25 protein-coding genes are annotated in these 25,085 nt (G+C 64.8%); 4 read left to right on the forward strand and 21 right to left on the reverse strand.

Annotated features, from left to right (window positions below; all coding sequences use genetic code 11):
• Positions 1-19: 19 nt before the first annotated feature.
• The 6 genes from FB547_RS29370 to FB547_RS29395 form a co-directional block, all read right to left on the reverse strand.
• Positions 20-412: a hypothetical protein gene (locus FB547_RS29370; protein WP_145747151.1), complete on the reverse strand. Its 393-nt coding sequence runs from the start codon at positions 410-412 to the stop codon at positions 20-22.
• Positions 409-702, reverse strand: coding sequence for a type II toxin-antitoxin system Phd/YefM family antitoxin (locus tag FB547_RS29375; protein WP_145747152.1), 294 nt, complete (start codon positions 700-702; stop codon positions 409-411). Before FB547_RS29375 ends, FB547_RS29370 begins: the two co-directional genes overlap by 4 nt.
• Before the next feature lie 70 nt (positions 703-772).
• A complete protein-coding gene (locus FB547_RS29380) occupies positions 773-1,189 on the reverse strand; it encodes a RidA family protein (RefSeq protein ID WP_145747153.1) in 417 nt (138 codons plus the stop codon).
• On the reverse strand, positions 1,179-2,333 hold the full coding sequence (locus tag FB547_RS29385; protein WP_145747154.1) for a DSD1 family PLP-dependent enzyme: 1,155 nt from the start codon (positions 2,331-2,333) through the stop codon (positions 1,179-1,181). Before FB547_RS29385 ends, FB547_RS29380 begins: the two co-directional genes overlap by 11 nt.
• Positions 2,334-2,338: 5 nt before the next feature.
• Positions 2,339-3,325, reverse strand: a complete 987-nt coding sequence (locus FB547_RS29390; protein ID WP_145747155.1) for a tripartite tricarboxylate transporter substrate-binding protein — start codon at positions 3,323-3,325, stop codon at positions 2,339-2,341.
• Between the two features lie 28 nt (positions 3,326-3,353).
• Positions 3,354-4,028: an HAD family hydrolase gene (locus tag FB547_RS29395; protein ID WP_145747156.1), complete on the reverse strand. Its 675-nt coding sequence runs from the start codon at positions 4,026-4,028 to the stop codon at positions 3,354-3,356.
• A 72-nt stretch (positions 4,029-4,100) separates the two neighbouring features.
• Here FB547_RS29395 and FB547_RS29400 point away from each other — a divergent pair, with 72 nt between their 5' ends.
• A complete protein-coding gene (locus tag FB547_RS29400) occupies positions 4,101-5,027 on the forward strand; it encodes a LysR family transcriptional regulator (protein WP_145747157.1) in 927 nt (308 codons plus the stop codon).
• Between the two features lie 98 nt (positions 5,028-5,125).
• Here FB547_RS29400 and FB547_RS29405 read toward each other — a convergent pair whose 3' ends face one another.
• The 3 genes from FB547_RS29405 to FB547_RS29415 all read right to left on the reverse strand — a co-directional run bounded on the left by FB547_RS29405 (position 5,126) and on the right by FB547_RS29415 (position 6,753).
• Positions 5,126-5,689: a thioredoxin family protein gene (locus tag FB547_RS29405; protein WP_145747158.1), complete on the reverse strand. Its 564-nt coding sequence runs from the start codon at positions 5,687-5,689 to the stop codon at positions 5,126-5,128.
• 15 nt (positions 5,690-5,704) lie between these two features.
• The gene (locus FB547_RS29410) at positions 5,705-6,088 is read right to left on the reverse strand and encodes a hypothetical protein (RefSeq protein WP_145747159.1); all 384 of its coding nucleotides are present in this window, start codon (positions 6,086-6,088) and stop codon (positions 5,705-5,707) included.
• A gap of 116 nt (positions 6,089-6,204) precedes the next feature.
• Positions 6,205-6,753, reverse strand: a complete 549-nt coding sequence (locus tag FB547_RS29415; protein WP_145747160.1) for a 2-hydroxychromene-2-carboxylate isomerase — start codon at positions 6,751-6,753, stop codon at positions 6,205-6,207.
• A 332-nt stretch (positions 6,754-7,085) separates the two neighbouring features.
• Here FB547_RS29415 and FB547_RS29420 point away from each other — a divergent pair, with 332 nt between their 5' ends.
• Together FB547_RS29420 and FB547_RS29425 are read left to right on the forward strand one after the other, a co-directional pair.
• On the forward strand, positions 7,086-8,075 hold the full coding sequence (locus FB547_RS29420) for a tripartite tricarboxylate transporter substrate binding protein (protein WP_145747161.1): 990 nt from the start codon (positions 7,086-7,088) through the stop codon (positions 8,073-8,075).
• Positions 8,076-8,105: 30 nt separating this feature from the next.
• A complete protein-coding gene (locus FB547_RS29425; RefSeq protein ID WP_145747162.1) occupies positions 8,106-8,762 on the forward strand; it encodes a flavin reductase family protein in 657 nt (218 codons plus the stop codon).
• Between the two features lie 188 nt (positions 8,763-8,950).
• On the opposite strand, the gene FB547_RS29430 is transcribed toward FB547_RS29425, so the two are convergent.
• Positions 8,951-10,495, reverse strand: coding sequence for a class I adenylate-forming enzyme family protein (locus FB547_RS29430; protein WP_145747163.1), 1,545 nt, complete (start codon positions 10,493-10,495; stop codon positions 8,951-8,953).
• Between the two features lie 191 nt (positions 10,496-10,686).
• Between FB547_RS29430 and FB547_RS29435 the strand changes: the two genes are divergently transcribed.
• Positions 10,687-11,385 carry a TetR/AcrR family transcriptional regulator gene (locus FB547_RS29435; protein WP_186454288.1) on the forward strand — a complete coding sequence of 233 codons (699 nt, stop codon included), beginning with the start codon at positions 10,687-10,689 and terminating at the stop codon, positions 11,383-11,385.
• Between the two features lie 49 nt (positions 11,386-11,434).
• Here FB547_RS29435 and FB547_RS29440 read toward each other — a convergent pair whose 3' ends face one another.
• From FB547_RS29440 to FB547_RS29490, 11 genes are all read right to left on the reverse strand, one after another.
• Positions 11,435-12,655, reverse strand: coding sequence for an acyl-CoA dehydrogenase family protein (locus FB547_RS29440; RefSeq protein WP_145747165.1), 1,221 nt, complete (start codon positions 12,653-12,655; stop codon positions 11,435-11,437).
• Positions 12,656-12,695: 40 nt separating this feature from the next.
• A complete protein-coding gene (locus FB547_RS29445) occupies positions 12,696-13,772 on the reverse strand; it encodes a phosphotransferase (protein ID WP_145747166.1) in 1,077 nt (358 codons plus the stop codon).
• Between the two features lie 130 nt (positions 13,773-13,902).
• On the reverse strand, positions 13,903-14,880 hold the full coding sequence (locus FB547_RS29450; protein WP_186454289.1) for a Bug family tripartite tricarboxylate transporter substrate binding protein: 978 nt from the start codon (positions 14,878-14,880) through the stop codon (positions 13,903-13,905).
• Between the two features lie 478 nt (positions 14,881-15,358).
• On the reverse strand, positions 15,359-16,075 hold the full coding sequence (locus tag FB547_RS29455; RefSeq protein WP_145747168.1) for a nitroreductase: 717 nt from the start codon (positions 16,073-16,075) through the stop codon (positions 15,359-15,361).
• A gap of 121 nt (positions 16,076-16,196) precedes the next feature.
• Complete coding sequence (locus FB547_RS29460; protein ID WP_145747169.1) at positions 16,197-17,858, reverse strand: CocE/NonD family hydrolase; 1,662 nt, start codon at positions 17,856-17,858, stop codon at positions 16,197-16,199.
• Between the two features lie 47 nt (positions 17,859-17,905).
• Positions 17,906-19,069, reverse strand: a complete 1,164-nt coding sequence (locus FB547_RS29465) for an acyl-CoA dehydrogenase family protein (protein ID WP_145747170.1) — start codon at positions 19,067-19,069, stop codon at positions 17,906-17,908.
• A gap of 40 nt (positions 19,070-19,109) precedes the next feature.
• A complete protein-coding gene (locus tag FB547_RS29470) occupies positions 19,110-19,529 on the reverse strand; it encodes a PaaI family thioesterase (RefSeq protein ID WP_145747171.1) in 420 nt (139 codons plus the stop codon).
• A gap of 15 nt (positions 19,530-19,544) precedes the next feature.
• The gene (locus FB547_RS29475; protein WP_186454290.1) at positions 19,545-21,665 is read right to left on the reverse strand and encodes a 3-hydroxyacyl-CoA dehydrogenase NAD-binding domain-containing protein; all 2,121 of its coding nucleotides are present in this window, start codon (positions 21,663-21,665) and stop codon (positions 19,545-19,547) included.
• A 22-nt stretch (positions 21,666-21,687) separates the two neighbouring features.
• Entirely contained in the window at positions 21,688-22,896 is a 1,209-nt protein-coding gene (locus FB547_RS29480) for an acetyl-CoA C-acetyltransferase (RefSeq protein WP_145747173.1), read from the reverse strand.
• 350 nt (positions 22,897-23,246) lie between these two features.
• On the reverse strand, positions 23,247-24,389 hold the full coding sequence (locus FB547_RS29485) for a CaiB/BaiF CoA transferase family protein (protein ID WP_145747174.1): 1,143 nt from the start codon (positions 24,387-24,389) through the stop codon (positions 23,247-23,249).
• Positions 24,390-24,401: 12 nt separating this feature from the next.
• On the reverse strand, positions 24,402-25,070 hold the full coding sequence (locus FB547_RS29490) for a nitroreductase (RefSeq protein ID WP_145747175.1): 669 nt from the start codon (positions 25,068-25,070) through the stop codon (positions 24,402-24,404).
• Positions 25,071-25,085 lie beyond the last annotated feature (15 nt).

Genomic DNA, 25,085 nt, shown 5'->3' on the forward strand with positions numbered 1-25,085 from the left:
AGGCCTTCCTCAGCGCCCGTCAGACGGGGTGCCAGGGCAATCCGTCACCCAGCTGACGCTCGTGCCTCAGTGAGAGCAACACCACTTCTTTCTCGGAATGGGCATAGAGCAGGACGTGACGAGCCAGCACCAACTCCCGCAACACAGGCAAGCCAAGTGCCTCGGCAGTTTGTCTTGCCTGCTCAGCTTGAAACCGCCCCCAGCCCGACTTGGCATCGAGGAATCGAGCAGGTCGCCCGCTTGTGGGCGCGAACGAAAGAAGCGCGCGCGCTTTGACCACTTCAGCCTGCAACTTCTTGAAGCGCGCCGGCGCAGAAGCGGCGTCCTGTGCCTCCATGAAGCTACGTGCAGCATGCAGGCACACCAGAAAGTTCGGAACCGCCCGAACGCTTGCACTGACAGGAATGCTCACGGCGCCGTTGCGACGCCGAGTGCCCGGTCCAGTTCCTCGTCAGACACGAACTGGCCTGCCAAGGCCTGCCGCAGGCCGGTGATGGCGTCCTCGGCCAGCACAAGGCTGGCGTGCTCCGATTCGAGAGCATGGTAGTAATCCAGCCGGCGTGCATCGACCAAGGCAACGTAGCTCGCGCCGTTCTTGGTCAGCACTTTCTCCGAGCCGCTGCCGACCACGTCTTCGGCCAGTTCGGTGAGCCGGGCGCGCGCTTCGCTGATGGGAACAATGTCCGATGCTCTCAATGGCATATTGCAGTATCCGTTAATGTTTGCTTTAACGTCAGTCTAGCGTCCAATCCTCCACCCTGCAAACGCCCATTCACGCAAGCGCCATCGCCTCCACCTCGACCTTGAACCCGAAGTGCAGCGGCCCGGTCGGCACGACGGCCCTGGCCGGGCGCGAGGGTCCGGCCCACTGCGCGTAGATCCTGTCGAAGGCCGGCCAGTTGGCGATGTCGTCGAGATAGACCCTCACCTGCAGCAGCTTGTCGATGCCCGAGCCGGCGGCCAGCAACGCCGCCTGCACGTTCGCCAGCGTCTGTGCCGCCTGCGCCTCGAAAGCCGCATCGGCCAGGCGCTCGCCGTCCGGCGTGATCGGCAGCTGCCCGGCGATGAAGACCAGGCCGCCGCCGATGGCAGCGTGGCTGTAGTGGCCGCCCGGCCTGGCCAGCGCGGGCACGGCGACATGGACCGGGCCCGGCATGTTGTGCGACTCGGCGGCGTTCTCACCAGCCATGGAAACGCTCCCAGGTTTGCACCGTGCCGTCCGCGGCCAGCGCCTGGTAGGCGGGAAACTGCGCGCCGGTCGCGCAGGCATGGTTGGGCAATATGCGCAGCCGTGTGCCGACCGGAAAGCGCGCGACGATGTCCGTGTCCGCAGCGCCCTCGCGCGACAGGATGCCGTGCTCCTGGTTGGCGGCCGACAGCAGGTAGCCCTCGATCGGCATTCCGTCCACGGTGCACACCTGGCCATAGCCATAGTCGCGTTGCTGCCTGCCCGTGCCCCGGTCGCGGCTCATGGCCATCCAGCCGGCATCGACGATGGCCCAGCCCTTGTCGGCCTGGTGCCCGATGACGGTGGTGAGCACGCTCAGCGCAATGTCTTCGGTGCGGCAGACGCCCACGTTGCGCATCACCAGGTCGAAGAAGACATAGACGCCGGCGCGCAGTTCGGTGACGCCTTCCAGCGACGCGGCTTCCAGCGCCGTGGGGGTGGAGCCTGCCGAGACGATGGGGCACGGCAGGCCCGCTGCGCGCAGGCGTTCCGCAGCCTGCACGCAGCCGGCACGTTCCTGCTCGGCCAGGGCGGCCAGGGCCTCGGGCGTATGCAGTTCGTAGCTGGAGCCCGCATGCGTGAGCACGCCGGCCAGGCGCATGCCGCCCTCGTGCAGCATGCGGCCGACCTCGAGGAGGAGATCCTCGCCCGGCTTGATGCCGGAGCGGTGGCCGTCGGTGTCGATCTCGATGAGAACTTCGAACGCGTGGCCACGTGCGCGGCCGTACTCGGCGATGGCCCGTGCACCTTCGACGCTGTCGGTCAGGATCTGCAGCGCGCAGCCGCGCTGGCAGAGGTCCAGCGCATGCGCGAGCCGGTGCGGCGCCATGCCGACGGCGTAGAGGATGTCGGTCACGCCGTGGGCGAAGAACTGGTCGGCCTCTTTCAGCGTCGACACCGTGATGCCCGCCGCGCCGGCGGCAAGCTGCGCGGCGACCACGTCGGCGCATTTGCTGGTCTTCACGTGCGGGCGAAAGCGCACGCCCAGCGCGTCGGCCTGCTGCTGCATGCGCGCGATGTTCCGTTGCATGCGCGGCAGCGACACGATGGCTGCGGGGGTGTCGATGCTGGCCAGATCTTGGGAGATGTTCTGCATGTTGCTCATTCGAATCAATCCAGGTATTGGCCCTTGGCCTTGAGGGCCGGCACGTCGTCGCGGATGCCGCGCGCGATGAGGGCGGTGACGGCCGCGGGCATTGCATCGGCAGGCGCGGGCAGGTCGACGCCCAGTCCTTCCATCTGCTTGCGCAGCGCCGGGTCGGCGACCGCCTGCTGCAGCGCGCTCGTCAGCCTGGCGAGCACGGGCTGCGGCGTGCCGCGCGGGGCGAAGAAGGCGTTCCAGGAACGCACGTCCAGGGCATGGCCGGCTTCCGCGGCGGTGCCGATACGAGGCAGCCGCGCGAGGCGCGTGCCCGACAGTACCGCGATGGCCTTGATGCGCCCGCCGGCGATCTGCGGCAGTGCGGTGGTGGTCTGGTCGCACATGAAATCGGTCTGGCCGCCCATCAGGTCGTTGACCGCTGGCGCGACGCCCTTGTAGGGCACGTGCGTGGCGTTCTGGCCGAGGGAAGACAGCAGCAACACGCAGCCGTAGTGCGAGATCGACCCCACGCCCGCGCTGCCGTAGGAGGCCTTGTCCTTGTGCTTCGCCAGCCAGGCGCCGAACTCGCGCAGGTCGTTGGCCGGCAGATCGGCGCGGGCCAGCAGCAGCATCGGTGCCGCGCCCGCGGGGCCGATGGGCGCGAAGTCCGCGACAGGGTCGTAGGCCAGCTTCTTGTACAGCGCGAGGTTGGCCACGTGCGTGCCGATGCCGCCGAACGAGATGGTGTAGCCGTCGGCGACGGCCTTGCTGGCCTTCGTCAGGCCGATGACGCCGTTGGCGCCGCCGAGGTTCTCGATGACGATGGGCTGGCCCAGCGGCGCAGCCATCTTCTGTGCGATGGCGCGGGCCAGTGCATCGCTGGGGCCCCCGGCAGGGAAAGGAACGATCAGCGTGACCGGGCGGTTCGGAAACGGCTGGGCGAAAGTGCCGGGCGCGGCCAGCAAGCCGGCGCAGAAGGCGACAAGGCTGCCGGCCAGGCGAAGAAAGCGGATCATCGACAAGGTCCTGGGGTGGTGGGTTGAATCAGGAAGCGGCCGGCCGGAAGCCGCGCAGCCATGGCAGCGCGCCGTCGAGCGCGGGCGACTCGACCTCCGCCAACGGCGCGCCTTCGGGCCGGTCGAGGCCGGCGCGGTTGTGCCAGTAGGTACGCAGGCCGACGCTGGCGGTGCCGAACATGTCGTAGCCGGAGCCGGCAACGAAGGCCGCCTCGCCCGGCTGCACGTCCAGCCGCTCCAGGGCCAGCCGGTAGGGCCTGGGGTCGGGCTTGTAGAAGCCCGCTTCCTCGGAGGTCACGACCACGTCCCAGTCGATGCCCAGGCGTTCGGCAGCGCGTTCGCCCAGGCGCCGCGAGCAGTTGGTCACCACGGCCAGCTTGCAGTGGGGCTGAAGCGCCCGCAGCAGTTCGGTGGCGCCGCTCCAGGCAGGCAGTTCATCCCAACGGTCGTCCAGCGACTGCGGGGCGCTCGCGGGCAACCCCACGGCGGCGGCGGCCTGCCGCACCAGGTCTTCGTAGGGCACGTAGGCGCCGCAGCCATAGGTGAGCCGCAGGTATTCGGCGCGCCAGGCGCGGCCCATCCGCTCGGAGCCGGCAGCCGCGTTCCAGACGGTCCACGAGTCGAGCAGCGCGGTGAGCAGGTCGAACAGCACGGCCCGGGGATAGCGTCCGGCCGCGGCATGGGGAGTCGAAGTGTTTTGCATGGCGCTCACTTTAGGTGTGCCAGGGCGTCTTCGAGCTTCACTCTTGCGTCATCAATAGTTAAGCTCTGCTGAATGATGCAGATCGAAGACCTTCGCCTGGCTGCCGCGCTGCTGCGCGAGAGCTCGCTCAGCGCGGCTGCGCGCTCGCTGGGTGTCACGCCGCCCGCGCTGTCGATGCGCCTGCGCAAGCTCGAGGCCTCGCTGGGCCTGGCGCTGGCCCACCGCACGTCGCGCAAGCTGCACCTGACCTCCGAAGGCGAACGGTTCGGGCGCGAGGCCTATGAACTTTTGCTGAAGTTCGACGGCCTGCGCGAATCCCTGCAGCGCGACGACCGGCGCCTGAGCGGAACGCTGCGCGTGGCCGCGTCCTTCGGCTATGGCCGCACGCACGTCGCGCCATGGCTGTCCCGTTTCTCCCGCCTGCATCCGGCCCTGCGGCTGCAACTGGACCTGCGCGAAACGCCGTGGCCCGACAAGCACGATTCCGACGCGGTGGTGCACGTGGGCGCAGTGCGCGACTCCTCATGGGTGGCGCACACGCTCGCTTCCAACGAACGGTGGCTGTGCGCGAGCCCCGGCTACCTGCGCGAGCACGGCACGCCCCGCAATCCGGCGGACCTGGCCTACCACGCCTGCATCTGCATCCGCGAGAACGACGAGGACGTGACGCTGTGGCACATGCGGCCCGCGGGCAGCGGCGCTCGCAAGAGCGAGACGCTGCGCATCAACCCGGCCTTCGTCAGCAACGACGGCAGCGTGGCGCGCCAGTGGGCCGAGGACGGCCTGGGCATCGTGCTGCGCTCCCAATGGGATGCCGCCGAGGCGCTGGCCGCCGGCCGCCTCGAGCGCGTGATGGCGGACTGGGAATTCGGCGCGGCCCCGGTGGTGGTGCTCGTGCCCACGCGCAAGGGGCGCAGCGCGCGGGTGCAGGCGCTGGTCAGTTTTCTTTTGGAAGCGGCGGGTCGATCGGACGGGCGCGGCGCCGGGTCGCCCCCGTGAATCCGCTGGCGGCGATGCATTGGCAGCTCACCGGGTTGCGCACTTCATGCGCGAAGCCGCCCGCAAGGAAGAGGAGCGCGAACCAGAGCTTCTTCATCTCAGCTTCCCGCCGCCGGCGCCGGTTCGGCCAGCAGCGACTGGATCTTTTTCTCGGTGGTGCCGTAGCTGCCTTCGCCGAAGTGCGAATAGACGATCTTTCCCTGCTTGTCGATCAGGTAGACCGCGGGCCAGTACTGGTTGTTGAAGGCCTTCCAGGTGGCGTAGTGGTTGTCTTGCGCAACGGCGTGCTTGATCTGCAGCCGGCTGATCGCGTCCTGCACGTTCTTGGTGGACTTCTCGTACGCGAACTCCGGCGTGTGCACGCCCACGACGACGAGGCCCTGGTCCTTGTACTTCTCGTTCCACGCCTGGACATGGGGCAGGTGGTTGAGGCAGTTGATGCAGGTGTAGGTCCAGAAGTCGACGAGCACGACCTTGCCGCGCAGGTCCTGCAGCTTCAGCGGCTGGGAGTTGAGCCAGTGGTCGATGTTCTGGAACTCGGGCGCGATCTGCGCAACGCCGGCGGGAATCTCACCTCCCGGCGGCGTTGCCGCCGCGGTGAGTATGCCGACCGAGGCCGCAACAGCCGCCACGCCGATCAGCACGTTGGATCTCATGGTCACGGTGAGCTCCGGCGTTCAGCGCAAGATGACGCCGTCGGCGATGCCCGCCTGGCGCGTGGGGAGCACCCCGTGGATGCCGTACTGCGCGGGCACCCGGCTGTTGACGAAGGCCTCGACATAGAGGTTCTGGGCCGGCGCGTGAGCGAGTGCGCGGGCTTCGGCCTGCACTGCCGAGCGGTCGAGCGTGGACGCGAGCGCCGCAACCACACCTGAGGAGGCGCCATCGGCATAGGGATCTGCGGAGTGCGCGGCCGCGACGGCCTGGGCGCGAACGTCGCTGCGGCTGAGCGTCGAGTGCGTCTGCAACACGCCTTGGTATTCCTCGGCATGGGCTTGCGCTCCAACGAGAGCGGCAAGGACCGAGAACGAGGCAGCACTGGCAATGCGAGAGAACTTCATGGTGATTCCTTGGTAGTGAAGTGAGCTTGGGTAGGGGGCGAATGAATTGTTCGCTGCGCCCTCCCCTTCCGGCGCACATTGCGTATGCCTATGTGTCGGCCCTGGAATTGCACACACTACGTTTCCAAGTCGTCGAAACAGGACCGGGCATTCAGCCGGCCAGCGCGCCCTCCATCGGACTTCGCCAGCGCTTCTTCGAGAAAGTCCAGGCGGTCCTGTCCCCAGAAGAGTTCCTCGCGGAAGACGTAGCTCGGCGAGCCGAACACCCCTGCTGAAACCGCGCGGTCGGTCAGTGCGGCGTAGGAGCGGGCCACCTCGTCGGTGCGCGCCTGGCTGATCCGGGCCTGGGCGTCGAGACCGCAGGCTTGCAGGATCTCGGCGAGTGTCTGCGGACTCGAGATGTCCAGGTCGGCACACCATTGGGCGTGCAGGATGGCCTTGTAGAGCGGCACGACGTCGTGGCCCGCAGCGCCTGCCGCGATGACGATGCATGAAGCCAGAGTCGCATCGGGGCACATGAACTTCGGTTGCGGGTTCACATGCATGCCAAGGCGCCGGCACCAGCGCCGCAGTTCCGCCACCCGGTAGGCCTGCCGCTCGGGCGCGTGCAGCGGCAGCAGCACGCCGCCCGTGCGCGCGTACACCGCCGGCAGGTCCACGAGCATGTAGCGGAAGTCGAGTGTCGGCCGCCCAGGGTTTGCCCGGATCTCACGGAAGAGCTTCTTGTTGACAGGTGGCTGGCGGTGACATAGTCTTCGTTTACTAAACGATCGTTTTGCAAATGCCGCAAGTGCCCCGCTCCGTGCCCGCAGCTGCTATCTCTTTGCCCGCGCAACAGTCGGCCGGTTGATGCGCCACCGGAAGTCATTGCTGCGCCCCAGTGCGATTGGAGACGTCTTGATGGGTTCGAAGCTGTCCACGCCATCACCGATGTGTATGCATGAATCTTTTATTCACAACACTTCGCCGGCTTTCTGACCGGCACACGGAGACAAACATGAAAACTCTGACTCGCAGATTCTTTGATGCCGCTCTTGTCGCGGTCGCGCTTTGCGGCGGCGCTGCCGCGGCCGCGCAGCCCTATCCGAACAAAGCCATCCTGGTAAAAGTCGCTTACCCGGCTGGGTTCGGCGTCGACGCTTCGGTACGGCCGTCCACGCCCGTTCTGCAGCGCGCCCTCGGGCAGACCCTCGTGATCGAAAACATGCCCGGGGCGAACGGCTCCATCGCAGCGATGAACGTGTTGAACGCCGCGCCCGACGGATACACGCTGCTCGCCACTGCCGGTCCGGATCTGGTGGTGGCGCCGCTCACTCTCGCTTCGGCGAAGTACGCGTCCGACAGCTTCAAGCTCATCGGATCATTCGGGAGCGCGGACATGGTCCTCGTCAGCCATCCCGACCGCCCTTTCAACAACCTCGGCGCGCTCCTCGAGCAGATGCAAAAGCCGGGCGCGAAGGAGTTGTCCATTGCGCACTGGGGCCAGGGCACCCTCGCTCATCTTGCGGCCGCCGAACTGCAGGGGCGCGTCGGTGTCAAGCTGCTGGAGGTTCCGTACAAAGGCATCGCACCCATCGCCACGGCCGTGGGCGGTGGCGAAGTCGACCTCGCATTTGTTCCTCTCGCGGGACCGATCCTGGGAATGATCCAGACGGGGCGGATCAAGGCCATCGCCATCGCGAGCACGAAGCGACATCCGCTCCTGCCGGACCTCGCGACGCTGAGCGAGCACGCACGGTTCAAGAACTTCGAATTCGGCATCTGGACGGGCTTGTTCGCGCCCGCGCGCGCACCCGATGCCGTCGTCGCACGCCTGAGCAAGGCCTTCCACGAGTGGAACGAGAGTCCGGAATTCGTCGCGCTTGCGACGGCACAGGGCTTGCGCAAGCTGGACTCCATGACGCCGCAGCAGGCAGCGGCCTTCTTGCGTACAGAGAGCGACAAGTTCGTCAGCATCGCGAAGACCCTCAATCTGGTGGCGCAATAGCGCTGCCGCGCGGAAAAGCAGGCCCATACGATGACAGTTCGAGACTTTCACTACTACGAGCCCGCCAAGGGCCACGGGTTGAGCCACAACCCGCTCAATGCGCTGGTGGCCCCGCGGCCCATCGGCTGGATCTCGTCGCGCGACGCACAGGGGCGGGTCAATCTCGCGCCCTACAGTTTCTTCAACGCGTTCAACTACGACCCACCGATCATCGGGTTTTCTTCGATCGCCTGGAAAGACAGCGTTCAAAACGCGTCGGAAACGCGGGAGTTCACCTGGAACCTGGTCACCCGCGAGCTGGGTGATCAGATGAACCAGACCTCATCACCGCTTCCGCACGGCGAGGACGAGTTTCCGCTCGCCGGCCTCACGGCCGTGCCGGGTCGCATGGTCAACGTCCCGCGGGTGGGCGAAAGCCGCGCAGCCATGGAATGCAAGGTGATCGACATCGTGCAGTTCCGGAACACCGATGGCGACAAGGTCAGTGGCTGGCTCGTATTGGGCGAGGTGGTGGCCGTATACATCGACAAGGCACTCCTCAAAGACGGCGTATATCAGACAGCCGAGGCCTATCCGATCATGCGGTCCGGCGGACTGAATGACTATGTCCAGGTCTCGCCAGACAGTGTCTTTCAGATCGCGCGGCTCGCCGGCGCCAGCAGCCCCTCGTCGCATGGCAAGGGATAGCAATACGCCAAGACGGCGCAGGCTGAGCGTACGGCAATCACACCGCTCGGCAGGCCATGACGGTCGCCGCGGGTTGCGCTGAGCAAACTCCATCAGAGCGCAGGTCAATCGCCAGCGGAGAGCCGTCTCGTTCAATCGAGCGCGCCCCACCGACCGCGTTGCTCAAGACCCAACCAGGCAGGCTCGGATCAAACCAGCGGCTTTGTGTGGGCTTTGGCAGCGGCAAGCCACTCCTCCCGCAACTGAGTCTTTTGGACTTTTCCGACGGCCGAGAGCGGTAGCGGCTTGCTGCGAATGTCATAGCTGCGCGGCACCTTGTAGCCTGCTATCAGCGCGCGACAGTGCGTGTCCAAATCAGAAGGGCTCAGTGTCGAGCCGGCCCTCGGCACGACCACCGCATGAACCCGGTCCCCCCAGCGCTCATCGGGCAGACCTATCACAGCGCAAGCGTCGACGTTCGGGTGCGAAGCCAGGGCGTTCTCAACCTCGGCGCAATAGATGTTCTCGCCTCCGCTGATGATCATGTCCTTGATGCGGTCGATAACGTACAGGAAACCGTCTTCGTCCAGATAGCCTGCATCACCGGAGCAGAGCCACCCGTCCACAAGCGTCTTGGCTGTTTTCTCGGGCTCCCTCCAATAGCCGCGCATGACGGCCGGGCCGCGCATCTGGATCTCGCCGGTTTCTCCGGGACCGCATAGACGCGAGTTCGCATCCATGATGCGAATCTCGAAGCCCGGCATCACCTGCCCCGCGGACCCCAACTTGCCCGCTTTCGGGCCGCTCAAGACGTGGCGATCCGGGGCCAGCGTACTGCTCGCGCCGCACGCCTCGGTCATACCGTAGAACTGGTTGAAACGGGCATTCGGGAAGCCCTCCACCATTCGGGCAAGTAACGCCTGAGATATCGGCGCGGCGCCATACGCGATGGAGCGGATCTGCGACAGGAGTCGATCGTCGCGCTCCGGCGCGTCGAGAATCATCGCAGCCATCGTCGGGACGAGTTGAATGTGCGTGACGCCTTCTTCCCGGAGCCGCTGGTAGAACACTTCCGGGGTGAACTGATCGATGAAGCTGTGCGTGCCGCAGCCGAATGTCGCGGCCAACCCGTTCGCGAGATCCGCCAAATGGAACAGGGGTGTCGAATGAAGGTAGACGGTCTGGGGGTCGTGGCCGACCTCCCGCTGTACACCCATCGCACTGACAGTGAAATTCAGGTGTGTCAGCTCCACCCCTTTGGGCAGCCCTGTCGTGCCGCCGGTGTAGCAGATGCCGGCCAGCGCATGGAGATCCCCGCAAGCATCGTCTGTCGGTGGATGCTCGATCATCTGTGCGTACCGTTCACCATCCAAACAGACGAAGGCCTTCAGCAATGGCACCTCGCTTCCAATCCGGCTTCCGATCTCCTTGAAAGATTCATCTCCGAAAAGCAGCAACGACTGCGAGTGCTCCGTGATGTATCGGAGTTCGGGGTAGGCCAGGCGTGTGTTGAGAGGGACGATGACGCCGCCGGCCCACCAAATGGCCATCAACAGCTCGTAGTAGCGAGGCGAGTTTCTGCAAAGCGTTGCGACCCGATCGCCGGGCTCGACTCCCGCAGCCTTCAGCGCGCCCGCCATCGCGGACACGCGCCGAACGTGTTCTGGCCAAGTGCACCTTTCCTCACCGGTCGAAATTGCCAGTCCCTTGGGGTTGATGGTGGCTGCTCTGCGCAGCGCCGCCGTTGATGTCATGGAGGGCTCCTTGGCCGAAACATTGAACGAATGACCTTCCGGATCCGGCTTCGCATGATCCGCACGATGCGATTAGACGGCAGTGGCGCTTAAAAGTAAATTACCATTCAGTTCTGGAAAACCCTATGCGACTCTCCTCCAGCAAGGCCAGTTCTGGACATAAAGCTAAGCTGACCTTACATTCAGCTCCAATGCAGACCGAATCCCCCCCCGCCCGACGCAAGCGCGCAACCCACAAAGGGGACGCCACTCGGGAGGCGATCAAACAGGCCGCCAAACGAACGATCGCGATCGACGGCTTCGCTGCCGCAACGATTGCGGACATCATGGCGCAGGCAGACCGCTCGCCCGGCGCGTTTTATCTGTACTTCAAGACCAAAGAGCAAGTGCTGCAGGAACTGTTGGAAGACTTCCGGCAGCGGCTCAAGGATGAAGTCAACCGGCCCATCAGCGAGGCCGAAGGCCCCCTCGAGAATCTCACGTCGCGATTGACCGCTTTCTGGAGAATCTATCGGGAAGACTGGCCAATCGCCACGGCCGCCTTCCAGATGGCCATGATCGACCAGCAGTTCTCTCGCGCCTGGCGAAACGTCCGCCAGCAGGGCATACGCGGACTCTCGGTCATGATTCAGCTCGCGCAGAAAGAAGGCTACAGCCCGGGCATGGACACCGAACTCGCCGCCTCGGCGCTCTGCTCGATGCTCGAGTACACCTGCTACAACTGGACGGCGAAAGGCGGTGACTTCCCGGACCGCTTCATTGACGATGCCACTGCGATCAACGTGCTCACCGAGCTCTTTGTGCATGCCGTGGGCTGGCAATCGCTCACCAACGCCGACTACGCCGCAGCCAAGCAAACATTGAGCTCACGGCAGGAACCGGTCGGGTGACCCTCTCGCTGGTCGAACGCAGAAGGGCCGCATCGCCCTTGCGCTGATCTCAGCGCGAGACGTACTTGTTGAGTTCGATCTTCGCGACCGCGTTGCGGTGGACCTCGTCCGGACCATCTGCAATCCGCACCGAACGCGCCGCGCTGTAGCTTTGCGCCAGCGGAAAATCCTCGCTAAGGCCGGCGCTGCCGTGCAGTTGGATTGCCCAATCGATGACGTCGCAGGCCATCTGCGGCGCGACGACCTTGATCATCGCAATTTCCGCCTGCGCGGCCTTGTTGCCCGCGACATCCATCATCCATGCAGATTTGAGCGTCAACAGGCGCGCCATGTCGATCTTGCAGCGCGCCTCGGCGATGCGCTCACGGGTCACACCCTGATCGGACAGTGGCCGGCCGAAGGCGATGCGGGCCGTCGCGCGTTGGCACATCATCTCCAGTGCCCGCTCCGCGAGGCCGATCAGGCGCATGCAGTGGTGGATGCGTCCGGGGCCAAGGCGGCCCTGCGCAATCTCGAAGCCTCGCCCCTCGCCAAGCAGCATGTTCGACGCGGGAACCCGGACGTTCTCGAAGACCATTTCCACGTGACCTTGCGGTGCGTCGTCGTAACCAAACACTTGCAGCGAACGCACCACCTTCACGCCCGGGGCATCGCTTGGAACGAAGATCATCGACTGCTGGGTATGACGCGGCGCATCGGGGTCCGACTTCCCCATGAAGATGATGACCGCGCAGCGCGGGTCGGCAGGCCCGGAGGTGAACCACTTCCGCCCGTTCAGGAGGTAGTGGTCGCCGTCGCGCTCGATCCGGGACTCGATGTTGGTGGCGTCCGACGACGCAACGCCGGGTTCGGTCATTGCAAACGCGCTTCGAATCTCGCCCGCGAGCAGGGGCTCGAGCCACTGCTTTTTTTGCTCCGGCGTGCCGTAGCGAGCGATGATTTCCATGTTGCCGGTGTCAGGTGCCGAGCAATTGAAGACTTCACTCGCCCACACGACGCGACCCATCATTTCGGCGAGAGGCGCGTATTCCTGGTTGGTGAGGCCCGCTCCGTATTCGCTCTCGGGCAGGAACAGATTCCATAGTCGAGCATCGCGCGCCTTGGACTTGAGCGTCTCGATGACCTGCAACGGGGCGTAGCGTTTACCTGCTGCGGCGTTCGCCCGCAGTTCATCGAGTACCGCGGTCTCGGCCGGATAGATGTGCTCGTCCATGAAGGCGCGCAGCCGATTCTGCAGCTCGATAGTTCGCGGCGAGTAGTTGAAGTCCATGCGCTTGTCCTTTGAATTGAGAAATGGCGCGCCGTGCCCGTCACCCCGCCTGCGCGAATTGCCAGCCAAGTGCGGCCATGCGCTTCGCACCCGATCCGGCCTGCGCAGCCTGCGTGTTCGACGCCGTGCCGTCGAGCGCGCGCTTGGCGATGCCTTGCATGATGGCGGCGGCGCGATACATGTTGTAGGCGAGGTAGAAGTTCCAATCCGCCATCACGGCATCGACGTCACCGCGCCGGGTGCGTTCGCAATAGCGCCGCACGTAGTCGCGCTCCGACGGGATGCCGAGCGCAGCGATGTCCAGATGGTCGATGCCGGGCGCAGCCCCACTCGCGATGTGCCATGCCATGCAGAGGTAGCTGAAATCGCCAAGGGGATGACCGAGTGTCGAAAGCTCCCAGTCCAGCACGGCGAGCACACGGGGCTCGGTCGGATGGAAGATCAGGTTGTCGAGCCTGAAGTCGCCGTGCACGATCGTGATCTGCGCTTCGTCCCGCGAGGCCGCCGGGATATGCGCCGGCAGCCACTGCATCAAGTCGTTCATCGCGTCGATCGGCTCGACGACCGAGGCGACATACTGCTTGCTCCAGCGCCCGATCTGGCGCTCGAAATAGTTCCCCGGCTTCCCAAAGCTGGAAAGGCCGACCGCGTCGACGTCGACAGAGTGCAGCGCCGCGATGATGCGGTTCATTTCGTCGTAGATGGCACCTCGTTCTGCGTTGGTCATTCCCGGCAGCGACTGGTCCCATAGCACGCGGCCCTCGACGAACTCCATGATGTAGAAGGCCCGTCCGATGATGGACTCGTCTTCGCACAGCAGATACATCTGCGCGACCGGCACGTCGGTTGCTTCGAGCGCGCTCATGACTCGGTACTCGCGTTCGATCGCATGCGCCGATGGAAGCAACTTCACCGCAGGTCCGGGCTTCGCGCGCATCACATAGGCCTTGCCCGGCGTGACGAGTTTGTATGTTGGGTTCGACTGCCCCCCTTTGAACTGCTCGACCGTCAGCGGCCCGGCGAAACCGTCGAGGCGTCCAGTGAGAAAGCGCTCCAGCGCGACGACGTCGAACGCATGCCGCTCGATGACGGCCTTTGTCCCGCTAAATGGGTCCATGGTGTGAGATCGGTTCGTTGATGTTTTTGCTGACTCGGCCCGCCATCAGCGGGCACTTCTCGTTTCGCGTGGCGCGACGCCAGGCCCCGACCTCCGAGGAAGGCCCTGGGTCATTGCCGGCGCCAAGCGGTCATTCCAGCCGCAAGTTGGCGGCTTTGATCAGCTCGCGGTAGTACTCGGAGTCTTGCCGGACGATGTGCGCAAAAGCTTCTGGCGTGCCGCCGGCCGGGCTTGCACCTCCTTGCGCAAGCCACGACACCAATGCGGGATTGCTCAACGCAGCGGTGACGTCCTTGGCGATCTTGTCGACGATGGACTTTGGCGTTTTCGCCGGTGCGAACAGCCCCATCCATTGGGCGCGCGAGAAACCTTGCAGCCCCGACTCCTCCAAGGTGGGCACTTGTGGCAATACCGGGGAGCGCGTCGGACCCGCCGCACCAATGACTACGATCTTGCCGGTCTCCAGCCCAATGCGAGCAATGGCGTAGGGCACCATGGCGGAGTCGAGGTCACCGGCGATCATGGTCTGCACGGCGACCCCCATTCCCTTGAAGGGAACGTGCGTGATGTCGACTTGCGCCTTGCGCTGCAGGGAGTTCAGGAGCAAGTGTCCCGTGGATGCGTTTCCCCACGATCCGAAGGAAAGCTTTCCGGGCTTGCGGCGCGCCAGGTCAATGAACTCCGCCGGCGTGGTGACGCCAAGGGTCTTGGTGACGACCAGGTACAAGGGCTCAGTGGAAACCTGAACGACCGGGGCCAGATCGGCCAGCGTGTCGAAAGGCATCTTCGCGCGAAGATGGGGATTCTGGACGATCGACAGAATACCCAGCAGGATCGTGTAGCCGTCGGGCTTGGCACGCGCGACTTCTCCGGTCCCGATGATCGAGTCGGCACCAGGCTTGTTGTCCACGATCACGGGCTGACCCCATCCCTCTGAAAGGGCGCGCGCCAGGGGGCGTGCCGCAGCATCAACGCCGCCCCCCGCATCGTATGGCACGACAAGCCGCACTGGGCGGTTGGGATATTCCGGCTCTGCGCGTGCCGCACGGTGAGCCAGCATGGGAAGGGAAGCAAGACCCAGATTGACCTGTCTACGGTTCAGCATCATTAACGCTCCAGAAAAGGCGGCAGATGCCGCAAGACTTATTGCCCGCTGCAGTGCAAGTTCAATGTGAGCACCGTCAGGTGTCGCACAACGTAGCCATCCGCTAAAACGTAAGTGCAAGTCAGGTCTCGATGCTTGATCGTCGGAAGCCAACTCCACTCGTGCATGGATTACACGGCAACCGACCATAAAAGTAAATCTGCATTCAGTTATCGCTAACCCTAACCTGAGGATGCGGGGCGGCGGCGAACGCCGCTCACCCAGGGGATGGGTTGGTCGGAACGTTTGCGGTGTGGAAGGTCCGTCAGCGCACATTGGGGACGTAGGTACGCAGCCCCTGAAGGAGACAGAACATGGACGCCGGCTGCAGCGCGGCGTTGTACGGGTTCGCGGGAAGCAGCTTGCTTCTGAACGCGTGCCAGGACGCGCCGCCTCCTGTTCGAAATGGTCGGAAGCTCGGCCGTTCGCCGAGTTCGTTGGGCTATCGGCTCTGGCCGGGCACTTCGATGAACTTCGCAAACTCCGCTACCGGTGCGCGCTCGCTGACCAGCGCATTGACGGGCGCGGCAACGTCCTCATACCCCATCGACATGCCGCACACGAGGGTCTCGCCCGCTGGCGCTGCGATGTGCTCCATGACGATGCGATGAAATTTCAGGAAAGCTCCCTGCGGGCAGGTGTGCAACCCGCGCGCACGCGCGGCCACCATCACGCTCTGCAAGAACATGCCGTAGTCGAGCCAGCTCGCGCGGGGCATGATGCGGTCAATCGTGAACATCAGCCCCACGGGAGCACCAAAAAAATCATAGTTGCGGCCGCGCTGCGCGTGCATTTGTGCGCTGTCGCCCTTCGCGATATCGAGAAGGTTGTACATGTCCCAGCCGACCTTGCGCCGTCGGTCGATGTAGGGCGAAACCCATTCGGTCGGGTGACTGGAGACCTCGTCGGTGTGCTGCGCCAGGCAGGCCGGGTCGTTGTACGCATCGAGGATCTTGCGCGACAGCCCTGCCTTCGCCTCGCCGCCCAGCACGTAGACTTTCCACGGCTGGATGTTCGTGCCAGACGGCGCGCGCGACGCGACTTCAAGGATGTCTTCCACCGTTCGGCGCGGGATCGGCGTCGGCAGGAAAGCGCGCACGGAGCGGCGCGAGGTGATCGCGAGGTCGACGGTGGCGATGGATTCAGTGCAGGGCGACATCGAATATTCCTAGAAAGTGAACGGCGTGACGAGGCGCTTGCGACACGAATCGCCGGTGACGTCGGCGTGCCGCTGATAGGAACTCAGCCGCAGCGCGACGAGGAACCCACGTGCTTGGGCCTCAGTCATGCCCAATGGAAGGAATGACCGGCACGAGCAGATGCGAGTCAAAGTCCCCCCCGGTGTGAATGACGTGTTCTCCGCGGTTCGCGCTGATGGTGTGCTCCCAGGCCACGTGGGCATGCAGGTCGCTGCCGAGAACGGTCACGCGCAACTTTTCACCTGCCTCGAACAGAACACTTGCCGGCCACAGCTCGATTTCCACAGGAACGACTTCAGAGGGCTTCAGCTTGGCTTCCTTCTGGTGCTTGAGAACCGGCTGATGGGGTGTGGATCTCTCCATGTCGAGCTCGCGATGCGACACGCGCAGCCAGCCATAGGCAACCGGTCCATGGTCGAAGCCGCTTTGTGACGGGAAGTTCACCCGGTCGCCCGTGCGATCGAACTTGTCGATCACGACGAACAGCTCCATGTCATCGCTTCCGACGGCCTCGACCCAGAGCTTCAGCTTGGTGTGGCCGGTCAGCTCCGTCTTCTGCGGGAACTTGATCTCGAAGACCGCGTTCTGGCTCTTGTCTCGCGGATCGTCGGCCTTGTACCGGCTCTGCGCGACCTCGCTCGAAGGCGAGGTGTTGAGCTCGTTCTTGCTCGCGTCCAGGAACAACTTGGTGTACTGCGTGCGGGCGAGCGGCCACTCGTTCTCCTGGCGGTAGTTGCCGACGTTGTACTTCTGGCGCACCTCCAGGTTGACCGCAGGCCAGTACTTCACTTCGTTGTCGATGCCCTTGAGGAACCTGTCGAAGAACTGCCTCTGCATGTCCACGTGGTCGTAGTAGTCGACCCACTTCTTGCGGCCATGGACCCTGAGCCACTTTTCCTTCGAAGAGATCTTCTTGAAGCCTTCGAATGTGCCCCGTGTATGCAGGCCGTGGTCCGACCAGCTCGCGACGACGAAGGCCGGGACCGTGATCTTCGACAGGTCGGCATTCTTGCTGGCCCAATATTCGTCGAACAGCGGGTGCTCCTTGGCCATCGCCAGCAGATCCTCCGCGCGCTTGCGGGGGCGGCACATCGTGCCCGGAAACATCGCGGTGAAGTTGCTGCGGATCCCGCCATGGAAGACCAGTTCGCGATAGAAGTCGCTCACGCCTTCCCAGGGATTGATCGCCGCCAGGTGCGGGGGATTCATCGCCGCGATCTTCCACTGGCTCCAGCCCAGATAGGAGACGCCGTTCATGCCGACCTTGCCATTGCTCCAGGCCTGGGTTCCCGCCCATTCGACGACGTCGTAGCCGTCGAGTGCCTCTTGCGGACTCATGAAGGTCAGATCGCCCTCGGAACCCCAGGCGCCGCGCGGATCGACATAGACGATGATGAAACCATAGGGACACCAATCCGCCGGGTCCGGCCCTTCGAAGCGGGCGTATTCCGAATGCAATGCCTTCGATCCGCCACAGCCCGGGAGCATCGCGTAGTAGTCGTCCGCGCCTTCGTGCTTGCCGTAAGGCGCCCACGCCAGCACGACCGGGTACTGTCCCTCTGCCTTGGGGCGGAAGATGTTGACGTAGATCTTCACGCCATCGCGCAGGGTGACCGGCACGTCGTACTCGCAGATCATGCCCAGCTTCTCGTCGACCCGGTACCCGGGCCGGAGTCCGGCGTATCCGCCCCCGGAGGGATGCTTGCCGCGAGTAAAGCGCAATTCGAAATCAGTCTTTTCCATCTTCAACTCCACCTTCAACGGTTTTTCCGAATGTCGACGTTGGGCGGTCAGCGCCCAGCCAGCCCCATCGACCTGGAGATCACCTCTTTCATGATCTCGTTGGTGCCGCCGTAGATGCGATGCACGCGCGCGTCGGCGTAGGCACGGGTGATCGGGCAGTCCCACATGTAGCCGTAGCCGCCGTGCAGTTGCACGCATTCGTCCAGGACCTTGCACTGCAAGTCCGTGGCCCAGTACTTGGCCATGCTGGCGGTCGCGGCGTCGAGCTTGTCCGCGCGCACCAGGTCCATGCACTTGTCGACGAATACGCGGGCGATCTGCACTTCGGTTTGCAATCCAGCGAGGACGAAACGGGTGTTCTGGTACTCGGCGACGGTGCGGCCGAACACCTTGCGGTCCTTGACGTATTGCACCGTCTGGTCGATCGCGGTCTGCGCAGTGGCCACGGCACTGATCGCGATCTGGGTGCGCTCCCAGGGCAGCTGCTCCATCAGGCAGACAAAGCCCTTGTTCTCCAAGGCCTCGCCGCCCAGCAGGTTGCTGGCGGGAACGCTGACGTCGTCGAAGAACAATTCACCGGTGTCTTGCGCCTTCAGGCCCAGCTTCTTGAGCGGCTTGCCGTACGTCAGGCCCTTCATGCCGCGTTCGACCAGCAGGAGGCTCGTACCCTTCGCGCCGGCCGCGGGGTTGGTCTTGGCAACGACAATGACCAGGTCCGTGTGCCAGCCGTTGGTGATGTAGGTCTTCGTGCCGTTCAGCAAGTAGCTGCCGTCGGCTTGCTTGATCGCGGTGCTCTTGATGCCCTGCAGGTCGCTGCCGGCGTCCGGCTCGGTCATCGCGATGGCGCCGATGATCTCGCCGCTCGCGAGCCTGGGCAAGAACCTCTTCTTCTGGTCTTGCGTGCCGTAGCGCAGGATGTACGGGCCGACGATCTCGCTGTGCAGGTTGAAGCCGATCCCGCTGTAGCCGCCTCGCGCCAGCTCTTCCATCTGGATCACCGAGTAGAGCTTGTCCGCACCGGAACCGCCATATTCCTCGGGCAGCGACATGCAAAGATAGCCGTTGTCCCCTGCCGTCTTCCAGACGCCGCGGTCGACGTAGCCTTGCTCTTCCCAGGCGGCGTGGTAAGGCGCCACTTCCTTGTCCAGAAATCGCCGGAAGCTGTCACGGAAAGCCTCATGCTCGGGGCTGAAGAGAGTGCGTTCAATCATCGGTCACCTATCGCTTCACGTTGATGGTTGGCGGAACGGCTCAGGCGGGCAGGCTGAATGTGCCCACCGCGGAAGCGACGTCCTTGCCCGAATCGGCCAACACCATCGAAACCTTGCAGAACGAAAGCGTGCGGCCCGAGCGAACGATCTCTGCTTTGGCCAACAGGTCTTCCTGGCCGCCGCCACGCAGGAATGTCACGTGCAGATCCACCGTGGCCACGGGTCGGCGGCCACGGCCGTCGGTCCAGATGGCAAAGCACATGGCCGTGTCCGCCAGCGCCGCCAGCGCCTGACCGGCGTAGATGTCGCCTTCGCGACAGGCCATCGCCGTGGGCCGCATGCGCAGCGTCGCGCTCCCCTCCCCCAGGTGCTCCACGGTGAACCCGAGCTCGCGCACGCAACCGGGCATGGTCTCGGCCAGCACCTGGGCGCCTTGTTCGATGGTGAATTCGCCCGTCATGCCGACACCTTGGCCTCAATGCACATGGAACGTCTCGCCCGCTTCCGCGCGGCGACGCAACGACTCGGGGCTGCGGAAGCGGCGCCCGTGCCGCTCGGCCAGAACATCGCACTGGCGCACGAATTCAACAAGGCCGGTGTCGTCCACATGGGCGAGCACACCACCGCGCCAGGCCGGATAGCTCCAGCCGAGCACCGAAGCGAGGTCGATCTCCATCGCGTTGTCGGCGATGCCTTCGTCGATCGCATGGATGGTCTCCAGCGACTGCACATGCATCAGGCGTTGCACCACCTCGGCGACATCGGGCTGCTGCGGCAAGGGCGGGAACAGTTCGGTCAGTCCGGACCACAGCACCTTGCCGCTCTCGGGATAGTCATACACGCCGCCGTGTCCCTTGCGGCCCACACGCCCGGCTTGGACCAGCCTCTTCGCCGCGGCCAACGCTTTGTCGGACTCGCACGCCGTGCCGCGGCCTGCGCGCGCGACGCTGGAGAGGATGTCCGTCAACAGGTCGTAGGACGTGAGGTCGCCCATCGCCAGCGGCCCGATCGGCATGCCGGCGACGAAGGCGGCGTTGTCGACCAGCGCTGGCGAGATGCCTTCGCCCAGCATGATCAGCGCTTCGCGGGTGTAGGCACTGACCACCCGCGAGGTATAGAAGCCCGGTCCGTCGTTCACCACGACAGCCGTCTTGCCCAGCAGCTTGACGAAGTCCAGCGCATGCGCATGGGTGGTAGGCGATGTGTCGCTGCCGAGGATCACTTCCACCAGTTGCATGCGGTCGACCGGCGCGAAGAAGTGCAGCCCGATGAAGTTGGCAGGCTGATCCACGCCCTGCGCGAGCGCATTGATCGACAGCGACGACGTGTTGGACGCAATCAGCACCTGCGGTCCCGCCGCCTCGTGGATCCTGCGGAACACCTGGGTTTTCACGTCGGTCGATTCGACCACCGCCTCCACGACCAGGTCGCAACCGGCCAGTGCCGCCATGTCGCTGCCGGCCTCGAGCCGGGCAAGCGCTGCATCGCGCGCTTCCGGCGTCATCAGCTTGCGCTCGACGGCACCATCGAAGGTCTTGGCGATCCGCGCCTTGCCGCGCTGCGCCGCTTCGTCCGTCGTGTCGATGAGCACCGTCGCCAGTCCGGCACGGGCACACACCAGCGCGACGCCGCCGCCCATCAGGCCGGCGCCGATGACGCCGACGCGACGGGGCGCGAAGGTCGCCACGCCCGCAGGCCTGCGCTCGAGCTTGCGCGCAGCGTTCGCCGCCATGAAGGTGCTGCGAATGCGGTTCTTTGCCGACGGGGAGGTCGCCACCAGGCCGAAGTAGCGGGCCTCGATCTCGAGCCCCGCATCGATGCCGCGCTCCAGCCCTTGTGCCAGCACGTGCAACAGGGCGCCGGGCGCCAGATCACCGGCCGGCGACCTGCCTCGGAGTTTGGGCCATCCGTAGAAGAAGAACCAGCGGCCTTCGCGCGACTGCGGATCGAAGTCACGGTAGCGGAAGCCCTTGGCATCCCATGGCTGCACGGCCTGAGGGTGCGCCAGGATCCAGGCCCGTGCGTTCTCGATCAGCTCATCGGCGGGCACGATGGCATCGATGATGCCCAGGGCCTTGGCTTCCTTCGCGTTGATCGCCTTTCCGTCGAGCATCAGCTTCGAGGCGGCGCCAATCCCGATCAAGCGCGGCAGGCGCTGCGTGCCGCCCGCCCCCGGGATCAGACCGAGGGTCGACTCGGGCAACCCCACGCGCAGGCGCGGCTCGTCGGCCGCGACGCGATAGTGGCAGGCGAGCGCGAGTTCGAGCCCTCCACCCAGCGCCGATCCGTTCAGCGCCGCCACGACCGGCTTGCCGCCGCGCTCCATCCGCCGCAGGCATGCGCCCACGTCGCGCACATTGGCGATGGCTTCTTCCGGCGTGCGCACGGCGTAGATCTCGTCGATGTCGCCACCTGCCAGAAAGTCCTTCTTGGCCGAACTGATGACGATGCCTACCACTGCCGCGTCGGACAATGCCGCATCGACGGCCCGCACGAACGCGGCTCTCGCCTCGGCGTTCTTGACGTTGACCGGGCCGTTCGGGTTGTTCCAGACGATTTGAGCGATGCCATCGCTGCCAACAGAATAATCAATCACGTAATGCTCCTGTAGGGGTCGTTCAGACGCGCTCGACAATGGTCGCCACCGCCATGCCCAGGCCGGTGCACATCACCACCAGCGCGCGCTTGGCGCTGCGGCGCTCCAGTTCGTCGACCATGGTTCCCACCAGCATGCCGCCCGTGGCACCCACCGGATGGCCCAGCGCAATGGCGCCGCCGACCACATTCACCTTATCGTGAGGCACCTTCATGTAGCGCATGAAATGGAGAACGACCGATGCGAAGGCTTCATTCACCTCGAACAGATCAATGTCTTCAACGCGCAGCCCCGCACGCTCCAGGCATTTGACGGCGGCCGGCACAGGCGCGGTCAGCATGATGCAAGGGTCGCTGGCCGCGGTGGCGGTGGCCACGATGCGTGCGCGCGGCGCCAGCCCAAGCTTCCGGCCCGCGCCTTCGTTGCCGATCAGGACGGCCGACGCGCCGTCGGCGATGCCCGACGAATTGCCCGCGTGGTGGATGTGGTCGACGCGGTCCACCTGCGGGTAGCGGTAGCGGACGGTCGCATCGAAGCCCATCTTCTGGCCGCTCTCGGCGAACGACGCTTTCAGCTTGCCCAGGCTTTCGGCCGTGACGTCGTTGCGCACGAGTTCGTCTTCGGCCAGCAGCAGGCGGCCCACGCGGTCGTGAACCGGGACAATGGAGCGCCGGAAGGCGCCGGCGCTCTTCGCCTCGTAGGCACGGCGGTGCGAGGCGGCGGCAAACGCGTCCACGTCGCCGCGCGAGAACCCCTCGAGCGTGGCGATCAGATCTGCGGCCACGCCCTGCGGTGTTTGCATGACGCGGTCGTTGAAGAACACGTCGCTGACGGAGGGGCCGCCGGTGCCCACCAGCATCGGCACGAGAGAATTCATCTCGACGCCGCCGGCGACGATGCAGTCGGCCTGTCCCGACATGACCTTGGCGGCGCCGGTGTTCACCGCATCCAGGGCAGAGCCGCAGAATCTTGCGACCATGAAGCCCGGAACCGAATCACCCCAGCCGGCTTCCAGCACGGCGGAGCGCGCCAAGTTGGCACCCTGATCGTCCACCGCCTCGACGCAGCCGAAGATGACCTCGTCCACCAGGTCGGGTGAAAAGGCGCCGCGCTGCGGCAGCGCCTTCAGGACGGCCGCCCCAAGTTCGAGCGGCGCGACCGTATGCAGCGCCCCGTTGGCCTTGCCGCGTCCGCGTGGCGTGCGCACGGCGTCGTAGATGAATGCTTCCAAAATTTTTCCTTGGTTAGACCAGGTGGCATGGCTGCGGTTGCGCCGTCACTTCGGGGCAATGAGCACCATAAAAATAAATGTACATTTATTTTTAATCCAGATCAAGAGATATGTGGATGGACCTAGTTTCCAAAGGGAGGAGACCGCCCTCGTCAGGGGTCCAGGCGGGCAATCAAGGACTGAATACGCCGTCACTGTTATGTTCTGTCCCGGACTGCACGTCGCGTCTCAACCGCCGCCGCGGCCATGCGGCGGCACTTTCCAGGCGGCGGCGCCCCATCGACCAGCGCCTGGCAGGCAGTTCACGCAAATGGGGAGTTGTTGGCACGCAAGCCGTTCATGCCGAACGGCTAGACCGGCTGGAGGATCCTGTCGATCTCTTCCGGTGCGTACCCGACCTCTTCAAGGACCGCGCGTCCGTCCGCGCCGTGTTTGGGCGGCGCTGAACGCAGCGTGCCGGGCGTGCGCGAGAACCGTGGCGCCACAGCGGGCTGCACGAGGCCGTCCAGCTCCGCAAAGGTGCCACGCGCCCGGTTGTGCGGGTGGCTGGGCGCTTCGCTCAACGACAGCACGGGCGTGACGCAGGCGTCGCTGCCTGCAAACACTTCCTCCCATTCCGCACGCGTCTTCTGTCGGAATGCGGCTCGGATCGGGAGCGCATGCGATGGCCAGTTGGCTGGATTCATCCGGTCGGCGAATTCGTCTTCGGACAGACCGAGGCGCTGGATGAACGCTGTGAAGAAAGCGGGCTCGATGGGTCCGACGGCCATGTATCCGCCGTCGCGGGTTTCGTGCACGCCATAGAAGGGCGCGCCTCCGTCCAGCAAGTTGGCCGCGCGCCTGTCTTTCCACCAACCGGCCCCGTGGAGCCCATGGATCGGCGTCATCAAATTCGACACCGCGTCCGTCATCGCCACGTCGATCACCTGCCCCATGCCGGATTGCTTCGCTTCGAGCAAACCACACACCAGACCGAATGCCAGGTACATTGCGCCCCCACCGTAATCAGCAACCAGGTTGAGCGGTGGAACGGGAGCGCCGTCGCGCGGGCCGATGGCATGTAGCGCTCCGGTGAGCCCGAGGTAGTTGATGTCGTGTCCGGCGCGGGCGGCGAGCGGGCCGGTCTGCCCCCACCCCGTGACTCGCCCATACACGAGCCGTGGGTTGGCGGACAGGCATTCGTCCGGCCCGAGCCCCAGCCGCTCCATCACTCCGGGGCGGAATCCCTCGATCAACCCGTCGGCCGACGCTGCGATTCGCAAGGCGGCGGTGCGTGCCTGCGGCTGCCGCAGATCGAGTACCACCGAACGGCGGTTCCTGTTGACGAGATCGAGTGCGTCTTCCGATGCCTGACTTGCGCCCCGCTCGACGGGCCGTTCGATGCGAATCACTTCCGCGCCCATGTCGCCAAGCAACATGCCGCACAGAGGGCCCGGACCCTTGCCTGCAAACTCGACGATGCGGTACCCGTGAAGCGGTCCGGTGCTGTTCATGCCAGACGTCCACTACCTCAGGATCGTGAGGAACTCCGACGTGGGAGCCCGGTCGCTGCGCCACAGATTGATGGGATGGCTGTTGTCCGCATACCCGAGCGCCATGCCGGCGAACACCATGAGATCCGGGGAAAGGCCGACGAACTCCCGGATGGTCTTGTGCCACAGCGCCCAGGCCTCCTGCGGGCAGGTGCTCAATCCATGTTCTTGCGCAAGAAGCATCACGGATTGCATGTACATGCCGAGATCCGCCCATTGGCCCGGCTCCATCTGACGGTTGATGGTGAAGATGAGTCCGACGGGAGCGCCGAAAAAGCCGAAGTTCTTCGCGAACTGTCCGAGCCGCGCTGCCTTGTCTTCACGGGGAATGTTGAGCGAGCGGTAGAGATCCTCGCCATTCTTGAATCGGCGCGTCCTGTACGGCTCCGCGAGATTGTCGGGATAGATCTTGTATTCGGTGCCTTCCCCCATCGGGTTCGCTTGCGCCCTCTCCGCGACAGTGGCCTTGAACCGATTCAGATGATCGCCCGTGAGTGCCCATACGTTCCACGGCTGGAGGTTCCCCCCCGATGGAGACCGGGCCGCGGCCACGAGAATCTCCTCGAGCAGATCCGCGGGAACGGGCTTGTCCAAGTATGCGCGGACGGCGGATCGCGACTCCAGGGCTTTCGAAACGTTCATAAGCTCTCCTTCAAA

The organism is Variovorax beijingensis (genome assembly GCF_007828835.1).
GTDB classification, from domain to species: domain Bacteria; phylum Pseudomonadota; class Gammaproteobacteria; order Burkholderiales; family Burkholderiaceae_C; genus Variovorax; species Variovorax beijingensis_A.